15 protein-coding genes are annotated in these 12,412 nt (G+C 59.1%); 1 reads left to right on the top strand and 14 read right to left on the bottom strand.

Going from position 1 to position 12,412, the window contains the following annotated elements:
* Window positions 1-193 precede the first annotated feature (193 nt).
* The 7 genes from NKF26_RS12915 to NKF26_RS12945 all read right to left on the bottom strand — a co-directional run bounded on the left by NKF26_RS12915 (window position 194) and on the right by NKF26_RS12945 (window position 4,539).
* On the bottom strand, window positions 194-1,573 hold the full coding sequence (locus NKF26_RS12915) for an APC family permease (RefSeq protein ID WP_253234409.1): 1,380 nt from the start codon (window positions 1,571-1,573) through the stop codon (window positions 194-196).
* A gap of 167 nt (window positions 1,574-1,740) precedes the next feature.
* On the bottom strand, window positions 1,741-1,923 hold the full coding sequence (locus tag NKF26_RS12920; RefSeq protein ID WP_253234410.1) for a hypothetical protein: 183 nt from the start codon (window positions 1,921-1,923) through the stop codon (window positions 1,741-1,743).
* Window positions 1,924-2,011: 88 nt separating this feature from the next.
* Window positions 2,012-2,215, bottom strand: coding sequence for a hypothetical protein (locus NKF26_RS12925; RefSeq protein WP_253228512.1), 204 nt, complete (start codon window positions 2,213-2,215; stop codon window positions 2,012-2,014).
* A gap of 75 nt (window positions 2,216-2,290) precedes the next feature.
* On the bottom strand, window positions 2,291-3,709 hold the full coding sequence (locus NKF26_RS12930; RefSeq protein ID WP_253234411.1) for an ATPase domain-containing protein: 1,419 nt from the start codon (window positions 3,707-3,709) through the stop codon (window positions 2,291-2,293).
* A gap of 103 nt (window positions 3,710-3,812) precedes the next feature.
* Window positions 3,813-4,064, bottom strand: a complete 252-nt coding sequence (locus NKF26_RS12935) for a hypothetical protein (RefSeq protein WP_253234412.1) — start codon at window positions 4,062-4,064, stop codon at window positions 3,813-3,815.
* Window positions 4,064-4,282, bottom strand: coding sequence for a hypothetical protein (locus NKF26_RS12940; protein WP_253234413.1), 219 nt, complete (start codon window positions 4,280-4,282; stop codon window positions 4,064-4,066). The genes NKF26_RS12935 and NKF26_RS12940 overlap by 1 nt, the downstream gene beginning before the upstream one ends.
* Complete coding sequence (locus tag NKF26_RS12945; protein WP_253228516.1) at window positions 4,279-4,539, bottom strand: hypothetical protein; 261 nt, start codon at window positions 4,537-4,539, stop codon at window positions 4,279-4,281. The genes NKF26_RS12940 and NKF26_RS12945 overlap by 4 nt, the downstream gene beginning before the upstream one ends.
* Before the next feature lie 205 nt (window positions 4,540-4,744).
* On the opposite strand from NKF26_RS12945, the gene NKF26_RS12950 reads away from it, so the two are divergent.
* Window positions 4,745-5,734 (top strand): hypothetical protein, encoded by a 990-nt coding sequence (locus NKF26_RS12950; protein ID WP_253228517.1) that lies wholly within the window; start codon window positions 4,745-4,747, stop codon window positions 5,732-5,734.
* A gap of 21 nt (window positions 5,735-5,755) precedes the next feature.
* Here NKF26_RS12950 and NKF26_RS12955 read toward each other — a convergent pair whose 3' ends face one another.
* The 7 genes from NKF26_RS12955 to NKF26_RS12985 all read right to left on the bottom strand — a co-directional run bounded on the left by NKF26_RS12955 (window position 5,756) and on the right by NKF26_RS12985 (window position 12,125).
* The gene (locus NKF26_RS12955) at window positions 5,756-7,264 is read right to left on the bottom strand and encodes a hypothetical protein (protein WP_253234414.1); all 1,509 of its coding nucleotides are present in this window, start codon (window positions 7,262-7,264) and stop codon (window positions 5,756-5,758) included.
* Between the two features lie 245 nt (window positions 7,265-7,509).
* On the bottom strand, window positions 7,510-8,190 hold the full coding sequence (locus NKF26_RS12960; protein WP_253228519.1) for a helix-turn-helix domain-containing protein: 681 nt from the start codon (window positions 8,188-8,190) through the stop codon (window positions 7,510-7,512).
* Between the two features lie 88 nt (window positions 8,191-8,278).
* Window positions 8,279-8,692, bottom strand: a complete 414-nt coding sequence (locus NKF26_RS12965; RefSeq protein ID WP_253228520.1) for a DUF6114 domain-containing protein — start codon at window positions 8,690-8,692, stop codon at window positions 8,279-8,281.
* Between the two features lie 24 nt (window positions 8,693-8,716).
* Complete coding sequence (locus tag NKF26_RS12970) at window positions 8,717-9,322, bottom strand: DUF6230 family protein (protein ID WP_253228521.1); 606 nt, start codon at window positions 9,320-9,322, stop codon at window positions 8,717-8,719.
* Window positions 9,323-9,542: 220 nt separating this feature from the next.
* A complete protein-coding gene (gene aceB, locus NKF26_RS12975; protein ID WP_253228522.1) occupies window positions 9,543-10,844 on the bottom strand; it encodes a malate synthase AceB in 1,302 nt (433 codons plus the stop codon).
* Window position 10,845: 1 nt separating this feature from the next.
* Window positions 10,846-11,904: an isocitrate lyase gene (gene aceA / locus NKF26_RS12980; RefSeq protein ID WP_253234415.1), complete on the bottom strand. Its 1,059-nt coding sequence runs from the start codon at window positions 11,902-11,904 to the stop codon at window positions 10,846-10,848.
* The gene (locus tag NKF26_RS12985) at window positions 11,901-12,125 is read right to left on the bottom strand and encodes a hypothetical protein (RefSeq protein ID WP_253228524.1); all 225 of its coding nucleotides are present in this window, start codon (window positions 12,123-12,125) and stop codon (window positions 11,901-11,903) included. The genes aceA and NKF26_RS12985 overlap by 4 nt, the downstream gene beginning before the upstream one ends.
* Window positions 12,126-12,412 lie beyond the last annotated feature (287 nt).

Below are 12,412 nucleotides of genomic sequence, written 5' to 3' on the forward strand. Positions count from 1 at the left end.
ATTCAGCGGTCGAATACGCAAAAATGAACAGTTGCGGAACGAAACACCCCGCGAGAATTCGGGGAAACCGCCGGAATTAGACCGTATTGAGTGGTAATTCACGATGCCGTGCGTACGACTGACCAGTCGTGTTCAAATCTGCACGGATTGCTTCGATCGTTCGTTTCGACTGGAAACGTCACGGCGAGATTATTCATTTGCGCGATATTACGAAGTCGTGCTGGCGGAACAGTTCGGGCCAAATGAGATACCGGACGAGGAAGGAACCAGCGATGAGGACGACGGTGACCAGCGACCAGAGCACTTCGGTCGAACCCAGTCCGACCATCGCAACACTAAGTGCGACGAGTGCGACGACGGGGAGCGCGTACCCGCCGGGGGCGCGAAACGGCGGCGTTACGTCGGGGCGGTAGTAGCGCAGTCCGACGAACGAGACGATGTTGAGCGCGTACGGAAGTCCCGTTCCGACCACGGACGCGATGACGAGCAGTTCGTAGAAATATTCCGGAAAGGCCGTCAGCGCGGCGGCGACGAGGGACACCGTCACGAGTCCGACCCACGGAACCTGAAAGCGCGAATCGACCGCCGCGAAGAACGAGGGGAGCGTGTCGTTCCGCCCCAGTGCGAGGACGATGCGACTGGCGCTCATGGTCCCGACCAGCATGGTCGTGAAGATGGCGACGATCGCGCCGAGCGGGAGGAGATATCGTTGAACCACCGGTAGTCCGAGTTTCGCCGCCGCAACCCCGAGGGGAACTTCGATCACGGCGTTACCGCTTTGGAACGCCGACGTCGGGACGACGCCGTGGAGCACGACGACGACGAGCGTGTAGCCTCCCGTCGTCACGAGAAGCGAGAGTAAAATAGCCCGCGGGACGGTTTTGGCCGGTCGTTTCACCTCCTCCGCGACGGACGGAATCGCCGTCCACGCGCCGTATCCCGTGAGCGCCAGTTGAACGGCCGCGAAGAACTTCGTCGGTCCGCCCGTGAAAAATGGCTCGTAGTTCGTCGGTTCGAACTGCGTCAGTCCGGCGGCGACGAAGACGAGGAGAACCGTGAGCAGTAGCGAAGATAGAACGAGGTTCGTCCGACTCGTACTCGTCACGCCGACGAGGTTGACGAGGAAACTCGAGACGATCGCGACGAGCGCTATCGGAACGACGTACCCCTTCATGCTGGGAAACGCGATCCCCAAATACTGGGCGATTGCGAGCGCCGAAATCGTGATACTGAACACCATCCCGATGCAGTAGGACACCCCTTCGATGTAACTGGCGAAGAGACGGACGAACGGGTTCTGGCCGAACGTTTCGGCGGGAAAGACGGCGGGACCGCCAGCCTTCGGGAACGCAAGCGCGAGTTCCGTGTAGCAGAGTGCGATTACCATCATCAACAGCCCAGCGACCAACCACGCGAGCGTCGAGGCGGGACCGGCCAACCGTCCGGTCGAACCGGGGAAGACGAAAATCGCGGACCCGACCATCCCGCCGACGCTCAACAGCACGCAATCGAGCAACCCCAACTCGCGGGTGAGTCCGCCGTCCCCCGAACTCGCCTCGCCGCGTTCGCTCATCGTGATAGCACCATGTCGTTCGATGCTACAGAGAGATCCTATTTAACCATTCTCAAAACAGGTTAGCGTAACGAATTTGTGATGGGGATGGCCGCTCACAGTCCGAAGGATCGAGAGCGACCGCTCTCCGTCGAATCTACTCGCGAAAAGGTCATCCGTTCGAGGACCTATCGCCACTCGTCCAACGGCATCGTGTCCATCTCGTCTACCGCGACCCACGCGTCGTCCCGCGTGATGTCGGCAATGATCGCCCGGTTCGGACACCGCTCGTCCGCGGTCTCGTCGATCGCGAAGACGATTTCGGGCGTATCCGGTTCCACGTGCCGTCCGTCAGGTACTGCGTTAGTCATGGTCGTTGGTTTGGTCGCTCGTTCGGCGATTCTCCTCATCCGGACGTTCGAGAGGGGGTTAAAAAGGCGTTCTGACCGGTCTCTCGAATCACCGCGGTTCGAAATCGTCCGGATCGAACCGATACTCGCCGTCGGGTACCGTCGGCCTCGGTTGCATCGGCAGGTCAGGCATGAACATCCAAATCAAGACGAGCATGCCAACGAAAGCGGGGAGGACGGTAAAAAATGGAACGGTCGTACCGAGCCATCGAACTCCCTCCCAGAATCCCAACACCGTGAGTATTGTTCCCATACGTCGCTCGCTTGATAGCTCACACTGCTATGGTATAATGATACCGATTTTTAATCCAAAATAGTGATTCGGGATTCAGTCGTCGAGTCGCGGCATACCGGTCAATACCCCTTGAAGGTCCTCCATCGGTTCGCCGACTCTGACACCGTTTTCCGTTATCTCGAACTCGCGGAGGAGATGCTCGTAGTCGCTGGTCCGCTTTTTCAACACGCTGATGGATTTTCGCATCTCGCCGGAGACTTCGAGGTGTTGGAGGAGAACAATGTTGTCCGCGAGGTAGCTGATCCCCTTCCCGGTCGCCTTGACTTGACCCGTCATCGAGTCGTGTTCCGAGACGAGGATGACTGTGATACCGTTGTTCTTGAGATATCGACAGAGCGCTTGTAACCGCTCGACGAGGTTCTGTCGCTCGTCACGCAGGGAGAGGGTGTACCCCTCGATGCCGTCGATCATCACGATGTCGGTCTCGTTGGTTTCGACCTCGCGGCGGACCATATCGACGAACTCGACGGCCGAGCGCTTGACCGGTTCGACCTCCACGAGATGAAGCCGCCCTTCGTCTTGCATCTCGGCGACGGGAACGTTGATGGCCCTGCTCCGTTCACGAAACGTTTCGGTCGACTCCTCGAACATGTAGATGACCGACCGCTTGCCGCGGCCCGCCGCTTCCTTCATGAACTGCGTCCCGAACGTCGTCTTTCCGACGCCGGTCGGGCCGCTGAGGACCGTGACCGTCCCCCGCTCGATACCACCGTCGAGGAGCTGATCCACTTGTGGGATCCCGGACGAGAGTTGAACGGGGTTGAAATCGCGGTCGTGAACCGTGGGGTCGAGCGCGGGGAACACGGCGATGCCGTCGTCCGAAATTCGCATCCCGTGTCGCCCCTTTCGCACGTTTTTCGGGAACTTCGGCACGAGGAGTGTTCGTGTTCGGTCGGTGCGCTGGAGTTCGATTCGACCGTCGTCCACGACGGACAGGTCGTCGTTGAGTGCGGTACGGCCGGTAAACAGCACCGTCGTACCGTCCTCTTTTAGATATCGCGCGAGACCGATGACTTCCTCCCGAAACCGTTCCCGACTCGAAAGGAGGTCCCGAAGCCGAGTCGAAGAATCGATGACGACTCTGTCGGGCGAGAGCGAGTCGATTCGGTCGGCGAGGCGACCGACGAGTTCGTCGTCGTCGGCGTTCCCAGCGAACGTGTTTCGTTCCCCGCCGCTTTCGGCCTGTTCGGCGCGTAAATCGAGAAACGAAAGGGCGTCCGCGTCGATATCGACTGCGTTCGCCTTCTCGCGGAGCTCGTCCGCCGTCTCGGAGCAATGGACGAACAGCCCCGTTTGGTCCCGCTCGGTTCCCGCTTCGAGAAAACGCAATCCGAGCACGGTCTTTCCCGTGCCTGCTTCACCGTGGAGGACGTACGACCGGTTCGGAATCAGTCCACCGTTCAACACGATGTCGAATCCGCGAACGCCGGTCGATTGTCGTTCGACAGCCATTATCGTACTCCTGAAGCGCTATCGGAAAACAATTATGAATCCTGGTAGTACCAGAAACAGCACATCGACACGCGACTCCACGCTCGATTCGACTGACGAGCGGTCAGTCGGGTGTCGTCTGGACGATTTCGTTTCGAGGGAGTTCGTCGTCCTCGGTCGCACAGGCGTTCCCCGCACGGACAGCACTCCTGTCGAGACAGGCGATGCAACCGTGGACTTCGTCGGTGTTGTCCCCGAACACGCGGGCGAAGCGCGCCGTCACGAACCCCCCGCAGTTCAGGCACCGTCTCGATGACGACCTGCGGTCCGGCGGTCGGACGCGGATTCCGTTCTCGCTGCTGGCCAAGTTCGCCATCAGAGCCCTCGCACGTTGTTCATGCGAACCGCGGTCGTTCTCCCACATCCCGTACACGTACTGACTCGGTACGGTTCGCGCGAGAACGCCGCGTTGTCGCTGTGTTCGTTCTCGGTTCGAATCTCTATCTCGACCTCATGTACCGTGTCCCGGCCACAGTCGGGACAGGATTCGACGATATCGGTCACGAACCCGTCATCGGACTTCGTCGCGGTCATGGGAAAATCACCCCCGTCGCCGGCCCGGGGCCGAACTGGAAGCGGTCCCGACGGCTTTCCATCTCCCAGCGATATCGGTACGCGGGCGATTCCCGCGGTTCCGCGTCGACTACGACGTCGGTTTCGTGTTGTGGGACTCCATAGAACGTCAACTCCGGGTCGGTCCTTCGCGTCGAATGCTGTGGCGGCCCGTAGAGCGTCTCCTCGATGGAGGGGGTTCTCCTCTCGGTCGTGTCGTTCCGGACTGTAGATTTCATTTGTTTTCGACTCCGTTTGGACCGTCTGTGGTCGTGGGTGCGATTCGCTGACCTATTTCGTACCAGCGTGCGGGATAGAAAAGGAGGTTCTGACCACTTTCTCAAAACGTCGGTCACGATATCGTCCGAGAAACATACCGAGAATTACAAAACAATAATTATAGTTTGGGAGATGATTAAATAGATGGGCATGTTGTAATCGATCATGGGTTCACCGGGTACAGTCCGACTACTGAGCGCCCTTCGAGAGGGGACGCTCGACGAAATTCGACCGGTACTGGACATCGAGACGGGGACGGTCACCTACCCCGACGCGGACGAGTATCTCGACGACTACGACGGGGACACCTTCGAGGTGCTCGAAACGCTGTCCGAACGCGACCTCCTTCACCGCGAGTTTCAGGAGAAACAGTACATCTGTCCTCGCTGTGAAGCGAAGGGAATGCAGTACACGACGGCGTGTCCGTCCTGTGAATCGCCGAACACGATCCGAACGGACAGCTATCGCCATCCCGAGTGTGGCTACGAGGGGATGCGGGAGCAGTTCGTCGGCGAGAACGCCGTCGTCTGTCCGAACTGCGAGACCGAACTCGACTCGCTGAAACACCTCGAATCGGATGCGGCACACGTCTGTGAGGACTGTGGCGACGTCTTCGAAAACCCCGTCAACCGCCTTCGATGCCGTGACTGCCATCACGTCGCCGATCCGCTCCAAACCATCGAGCGGGTGCTGTACCGGTACTTCTTGAGCGAAGACGGAGCCACATGGGTAGACGAGCAACTCGTCGCGCGGCAGGCCCTCGCCGAAGCGTTCGAGGACAGGAAACTCCGAACGGAGATCGACAGTACCGTCACCGACGCGTCGGACGAGGAGGTCCCAGTCCACGTCTACGCACGCGATGACCTGCTGAACGACCACGTCATCGGCGCGGTTTACGAACGTCCCGACAAGGACGACATTTCGGCCCTCAGAAGCCTCGCATCGGGTGCTGGCGCACGCGCGACGCTCGTCACCACGTCCGGGACCATCGTCGGGAACGACGCCGGAACGCTCCTCACGGACGGCGACCTGACGATCCTTCGGTTGACGAGGGAAGGGACGCTGGAACGCGAGTACGAGGTCGTAGAAGGGACGCATCCGAACAACTCGTTCGTCGGCCGTCTCGCCGACATCTTCAAACCGCAGAACAGCTAAACCGTCGTCGACAACGGGAAGTCAGAATTTCGTCAACGACGAACTAGCTGTCCGTTCCAACAGCGATCCGTCGTCCGTTCCGCCGGTTCCGTTCTTCACCGCCGTTCCTATCGTGGAGTTACCGCCCGCGTCAGTACCGGTGCTGGCGTTCCCACCGGCAGTCGACGTATTTTGGACGGCATCCGTCGTGCTGTCAGCGGTCGTCGTGAGACCATCCACCGTCTTTCCCACGCCACCTGAGACTTCATCCGACGTGTTCTCGACACCATCTGCGACCCCATCTGATGTGTTCTCGATACCGTCGCCGACCGTCTCGGTCGTCTCGTCTACCGTCCCAGTGGTTTTACTCGTGGTGTCGTCCACCGTGTTCGTCGTCGTATCGACGCCGTTCGTGACTTTCCCTGTGGTATCGTCCACTTCATCCGTGGCCTTGTCGGTCGTTTTATCGACCGTATCCGTCGTATTGTCCACCCCGTCCGTGATCGTATCGGCACTCCCGTCCGCTTTGTCCGCCGTCTTGTCCACACGGTCCGTGATTTTGTTTGTGGTGTCGTCCACCTCACCAGTGAGTCCGTTCGTGGTATTATCGACCCCATCCGCCGTCTCATCGACGCCGTCCGTGACTTTTTTCGTCGTATCGTCGACCGAGTCCGTCGTGTTATTCACGCCGTCTAAGACTTTTTTCGTCGTGTCGTCAACCCTGTCCGTGGTGTTATCGACACGGTCCGTGACATTGTCAGTCGTATCGCTTATTGTATCAGTCGTGTTGTCCGCGCCGTCCGTGACTTCGTTCACCGTATCATCCACCGTGTCCGTCGTATTGTTCGCGCCGTCCGTGATTTTATCAGTCGTATCGTCCACCTCGTCCGTCGTGTTATTCACGCCGTCTGAGACCTTTTTCGTCGTATCGTCCACGCCGTCTGTGACGTTCCCGGTGGTGTCGTGTACACGGTCAGCGACATCGGTGCGAGTATCGTTCACCCCGTCCGTGACGTTGTCGACTCCGTTTCCGACTTTCTTCTTCGTATCGTTGACCCCGTTTGCTGGGTTGTTGTCCTCACCGCTTCCCTCAGTGGAGTCGTTCACGATGGTCCCCACTCGGTGAGTCGTGTCGCCGGGTGCAACCGTTCGATTCTCGTTTACACCCGAGTTCGATCCAGTGCCCGCGTCGTCGTTCCCGTCATTCGCTCGGTCTCCCCCTATCAGTAGGGAACGGAATTGGCGGCCGATCCCCTTCGGGACGTCGAACGTTATCGCGTCGGCCGTCGCCCGTTCGAACCGCATGTTCGCCCCCCGAAGTTTCGTCTTCTTCAACACCGCGTCGTGAAACGTCATTCTGATGCCCGCATCGTCTCCAGTCGGCTTCACCTCTAGACAGACCGACTCCGCGTGTATCCGTTCGACCTGAACGCTGAGCGCTGTATCGTTCGTCCGCGGACCATCACCGATATTTCCGGACATCGCCCCCTCGACGTCGAGACTGTGGGCGTTCTGCCGGTAGGCAGGGAAGTTCATGGTCCGGAGCGTCACGTTCTGGAAGCAGCGTTTCGAGTCCGATAACGACTGCTGGGCGGATGCACCCGACGTTTCACGGTGTGTGCCCGCCGCCGGAGATACCGAAGCGATCACGAGACAAAGGATAACCACGAGGATGGTTCGGTGTTTCATCGAATATCACTATCTTCTATGATTGTTCCTACCATACGACCGCAGAGGAATATTTATTCCCGCATTCATTCACGGTTATTTATATCCCGTCGAATCTTCGTTGGACGTCACTCCTGGTGTCCGAAAAGGGTCGAAAAGAGGTGGTACTCCGCCTTTCGGAGGTGTTCGTCCACGGTGCTCGGCGCACAGCCGAGTCGTTCCGCGATGTCCGCATGTGTCGCTCCTCGTGGGCTCTGATAGTGACCTTGTTTGACGGCGGTTTCGAGCACCTCGTGTTGCCGATCGGTCAGCCCCGAGAAGAGGTGGTCGGAATCCGGTGCGTACTCCCCCGTCTGTTCCACGCGGATATCGATTTGTTTCGGTAGCTCGCGGAACGCCCGTTGTATCATCTCCTGCTTGCCGACGACGGTGGCGAGAATGTCGTTGGAGTCGGTGTACGTGAGCGGCGTATTGATTATGAGTGCATACTTCTCGACGACGTACATGAGCGTTCCCGCCGGCTCACCCGCTTCGACGTGTATGTAGATGTGAAACAGATCGTCTTGGACGTCGAGTATATCGTAAGCCAAGACCGACTCGTGTGCATCCAACTCCTCGACGAGTCCGTTCGAGTTCCCACGCAGTCGATAGAGAAGTACACCACCACCGCTGAAGAGGGAGTTGACGTGGAGGAGTTGATCCCGTTGGACGTCGGGTCGTGCAGCGATAATGTCGCCGACTGGATGGATTCCCTTCCCGTCCAGGACTAATTTGAGGGTTAGATATCTCATCATCTTCGATCCTATCACGCACTCATTCTCGAAACGTACATAATTATTTGTTGTCTAAACTGAAGACTCGACAATACGATTCGCCCAAAATGGAACCCTCCGACGATCACACTGCCGGTGTTGTTTCTTCGGTGTCGGTCTCGGTGGTCTCAGATGGTTCCCATGCGACACAGAGCGCACCGCCGAGCGTGCCGAGTATCATCCCCACGCCGAACCCTCCGAGCGCCCCGAAGATCGAGGCGATCGAAAGCAGGATGCCAGCGGCACCGAAGAACTCGGCGAATTCCGGGCGCAGTAGAGCGAAGACACCGCTCAAGAAGACGAAGACTGCGAACACCAACCCCGCAAACATGAACGTACTCGGAACGAGCGCGAAGGTTATCGCCAGCTGTGCGGGGATGATACCGATGACGAGTCCGGCGAGGATGACGAGGAGTGCACCCCAGAACGGCCGGTCGTGGCGCCACGACGCGAACCTCGTCCGGTACGATGCGAACTGCGTTATGTGAATTGAACTCATATTGTGATCCTCCGTTCGCTCGGATCAGTTTCCTCCCGCTGCACACTGGCTCTTCGGGAAGCTAGTGGTGTTTTTCGGGTTCACGACCGTCTTCACGTGTGCTCCGGAGAGCGTGATGCTCTGTAGGAATTGGCTTTGTGCCTTGATCCTCCCGTCATCGATGACGATGGTCGGTGCCGAGAGCGAGAACGAACTCTTCATGCTGTTGGGATCGGACAGCGTCTTTTGGTTCTCCATCTTGAGGTTCCCTTGGAGATAGGTGAACTTCTGTGTCATTCCCCTGAATTTCACCGTCTTATCAGAGGAGATCATGAGACGGACGGTGGTACCACCGCCGGGCATTCCCTTCGGAATTTCAACGTCCTTGTACATTTTTAACCCCTTGATCGATCCTTGGTTGATTTTTGCAACCGCCGATGGGTACGTTCCGCACTCGCTCGAATTCTCGAGCGATGCGTACTGCGTGAACCCTTGACCCTCTAGTTGGTCGAAAGTGACGGTGAATCCACCCACACCTGCCGTGGGCACTGCGATGGCTGTTCCTCCAGTCGCGATTGCGCCGACAGTGGCGGCTTGTAGCACCAACGCTGCACCGATCACGATCGCGAACTTTTTGGTATTGATTGCCATACCCGTACAAAGATAATTTAATACATTAAGGATTGGCGCGGTTTTACACGGTGATATACAAGGGGGTGGATTTTAATTCAAAAATATTATTATGAAATAGATATGATATTAAAAATATATCGATACTACTCCCCGGTCGATCGACTTCGTCGTGGCACGGGAAAATCGAACTGCAAATCGATGGGCGAACGGTCGCCGACGAGTGCCGGTGAACCGTTCGTCAGCCGACCTGCATCGCTCGTTCGACCACGTTCTCGCCGTACAGTTCCGCCAACGCCTCGTGTTGGTCGGGCCGGTTCTCGTACACGTCTTGGAACACGGCGATCGGCGTCATCGCGGCTTGGTACGTGGCTTCGTCCCACATTCGGTCGTTCTCGATGTCGACCTCGACGCCGTCGATGACGACGGTCGTCGCCTGCGTCATGGCGATGGCACCCCTCCCCGCTTCCTTCGCGGCTTCGAACTCCTCCATCGAATCGACGATGTCGTCCATGCTCGGGACGTATTCGGTCATGTCCAGCAGTTCCTCGCGGAGTTCGTCCTCGTCGAGTTCCCGCTCGTCGTCGCCGACCCGAAGGCGATAGCCGTCGCCGGTCTCCGACAGTCCGACTCGATTTCCGTCGTAAAACTGCGTGTCGTCCTCCCGTTCGAGGTCGGTTCGTTGACCGTCAACGTCGAGCAGCCATCTGCCGGTTTCCGGCGGCAAGGGTGCCTCGTTCGCCGTCACGACTTGGCCGGGGGTCAGCGACCAGATGCCGATCATTCCCTTGGCCCGGTTGGCGGTCATGCGCTCTCGGTAGCCGTCCACGTCCCGGATGTCGTCGTACGGACCGTCGACCGCGATGAGTCCGGCGGCGCTCGCACCGCGCGACGTGTTGTGGCGCAGTTCCTCCCACTCCGGGAGGCCACCGGTGGGCGTCATCGCACGCATGTCCTTGGTGTAATCGACTTCGCCGTCCACGAGCATGAACAGGCGTTCGAGGTTGTTGTCCGGCTTTCCCATCTCCTCGCGGAGGTCGCCCATCGCCAATTCCGCCGCTCCGCTCTCGATGATGACGGACATGGCGAGGCTCCCCTCTTCGAGGCCGTGTTCGTTCTCGACGAGGGTTATGAACTCGTCAGCCTTCTTCCAGTCGTCGATGCCGCCGACTTCGGGAACCACGAACCCGTCGATGTGCTCGATAGCTCCCCGCTCGGGGTCGGCGATTCGCAGGATGTGCTGGAATCCCTGATAACGGGTTCCGGGGGCGTCCCGGTGCCAGACGATGCGCGGGTGGATTTCGCCCGGGAACTCCTCCCCGTGCTCGGCCACCACTTCGACGATGTTCTCGGCACCCTCGTCGCGCATCGACGGGGCCGTCGCGTCCTCGTTGTCCGGGACCCAAACGTCGGGGGCCTGCATCCCGCGTAGTTGTGCCGCGCTCCGTAGCATCTTGGCGGAGTCGTCCTCCCCCTCGACCGCCGTCGGCGAGGTAAAGAACGTCCGCACGAACGCTCGTTCGTGTCGTCGTTCCGTGGTCATATCAGTCGTCTCCCTGCTCGGAAGCGACCACCTCTTCGTCATCCTCCGAGTTAGAGGTAATGGGGGTCGATTCGTCCTCGCTGAACCCTTCGGATCCCTCGATTCGCTCGCGAGCCTCCGGGTCGAACTGCGTCTCGATGTCCTGATACCGACTGACGAACGAGAGTTCGTGGTGCGATTCCGTGGGGTGGTCGAGGTATCTGCCTTCGAGGTCGAACTGCGCCTGCTCGTCGTCCTCAGCGAGTCGTTCGAAGTCCTCGTAGACGCTGTGTGCACCCGAGTGGAGCGCGAACAACGTGATGAAGATGTACTTGTAGCCGAGGTCTCCCAGTTCCTCGAAGGTGAGCGGGTCGTCCTCCTCCGACCACGCGAACGACGAGGAGTAGTTGAACGCGAGTTTCAGATCGGGATGGGTCTCGTGGATGGTTTCGGCGTACTCGACCGCGTCCTCCCGACTCGGGTCGGGCATCTCGGGCCAGACTATATCGACGCCCGCGTCGGCGTAGATACGGCCGCGTTCGAGGTGTTCCTCCCAGTCGCCGTTCGCTGACCCGTAGGCGTCGGTTCGGGCGATGATGACGGTGTCCTCGGACTGCTTCGCATCGACGGCGGCCTCGAAGCGGGCGCGGGCTTTCTCGCGGGAGACGATTTGCTTGCCCGCGATGTGGCCACAGCGTTTCGGCGTCGTCTGGTCCTCGATGTGGATGGCGGCGACACCGGCCTTCTCGTACTCGCGCACGGCCCGCCGGACGTTGTGGATGCCGCCGTAGCCCGTGTCACAGTCGGCGATGACGGGGAGGTTGGTGGCTTCCGCGATGCGTTTCGCGTTCTCGACCATCTCGGTCATCGTCACCATCTCCAAATCCGGGAAGCCAAACTGGCCGAGCACGGTCGAATAGCCGCTCATGTACGCGGCGTCGAGTCCGGCCATCTCCGCCAGTCGGGCGTCGAGGGCGTGATAGAGCCCGGGTGCGAAGACGTAGTTCTGGTCGTTCAGCATCTCTCGGAATTTCTTTCCGGCGCGGTTCTCGATGTCTCTTGTCGGTGTTTCGGGTTTCATCTGTCGTCCTGTAGGGTGGCTTCGATTCGGTCGAGTTGTGCTCGGAGCGTTCGGAGTTCACGCGTGAGTTCCGGCAGCGTCTCCGTTCGCTCGGCGGTGCGATAGCCCGTTCGTCGTCCGGTCGTCGGTCGGTACGGGGTTGGTCGGCGCTCGGTTTCGGGGATGAGCGGAACGAGCGGTGCTTCCTCTTCGGTGCGGTCGTAGCGTGTTCGGTCGGTCATATACGTCGTGTCGTTCGGTTGAATTTCGTGGGGCGAGTCGTTCTGCGAGCGGTTCCGTCGCGTGCCGATGAGCGTGCTGCGTGTACGAACATGTGTTTCACTGCAGTTCTGGCGAGGACAGTACCGACAATAAACATTATGATTTATAATGATAATATTCATTAATGAGGTTTAACGCCCCAAGGCCGTTCAAGGACGTATTAGTGACGCGTGGTACCACATGACGTCCTGCTCCCTGATTTCGGCTTCCCGTGCGCTTATCTCCGTTCGTCCCCGAGTTATCGTAT

The sequence above is a fragment of the Haladaptatus sp. AB618 genome (assembly GCF_024136965.1).
In the GTDB taxonomy this organism is placed as follows: Archaea; Halobacteriota; Halobacteria; order Halobacteriales; family Haladaptataceae; genus Haladaptatus.

What these genes read in the sequence shown, in the direction of transcription:
- NKF26_RS12915 (WP_253234409.1), bottom strand. Translation starts at nt 1,573, where the DNA reads ATGAGCGAACGCGGCGAGGCGAGTTCGGGGGACGGCGGACTCACCCGC.
- NKF26_RS12920 (WP_253234410.1), bottom strand. Translation starts at nt 1,923, where the DNA reads ATGACTAACGCAGTACCTGACGGACGGCACGTGGAACCGGATACGCCC.
- NKF26_RS12925 (WP_253228512.1), bottom strand. Translation starts at nt 2,215, where the DNA reads ATGGGAACAATACTCACGGTGTTGGGATTCTGGGAGGGAGTTCGATGG.
- NKF26_RS12930 (WP_253234411.1), bottom strand. Translation starts at nt 3,709, where the DNA reads ATGGCTGTCGAACGACAATCGACCGGCGTTCGCGGATTCGACATCGTG.
- NKF26_RS12935 (WP_253234412.1), bottom strand. Translation starts at nt 4,064, where the DNA reads ATGGCGAACTTGGCCAGCAGCGAGAACGGAATCCGCGTCCGACCGCCG.
- NKF26_RS12940 (WP_253234413.1), bottom strand. Translation starts at nt 4,282, where the DNA reads ATGACCGCGACGAAGTCCGATGACGGGTTCGTGACCGATATCGTCGAA.
- NKF26_RS12945 (WP_253228516.1), bottom strand. Translation starts at nt 4,539, where the DNA reads ATGAAATCTACAGTCCGGAACGACACGACCGAGAGGAGAACCCCCTCC.
- NKF26_RS12950 (WP_253228517.1), top strand. Translation starts at nt 4,745, where the DNA reads ATGGGTTCACCGGGTACAGTCCGACTACTGAGCGCCCTTCGAGAGGGG.
- NKF26_RS12965 (WP_253228520.1), bottom strand. Translation starts at nt 8,692, where the DNA reads ATGAGTTCAATTCACATAACGCAGTTCGCATCGTACCGGACGAGGTTC.
- NKF26_RS12970 (WP_253228521.1), bottom strand. Translation starts at nt 9,322, where the DNA reads ATGGCAATCAATACCAAAAAGTTCGCGATCGTGATCGGTGCAGCGTTG.
- aceB (WP_253228522.1), bottom strand. Translation starts at nt 10,844, where the DNA reads ATGACCACGGAACGACGACACGAACGAGCGTTCGTGCGGACGTTCTTT.
- aceA (WP_253234415.1), bottom strand. Translation starts at nt 11,904, where the DNA reads ATGAAACCCGAAACACCGACAAGAGACATCGAGAACCGCGCCGGAAAG.
- NKF26_RS12985 (WP_253228524.1), bottom strand. Translation starts at nt 12,125, where the DNA reads ATGACCGACCGAACACGCTACGACCGCACCGAAGAGGAAGCACCGCTC.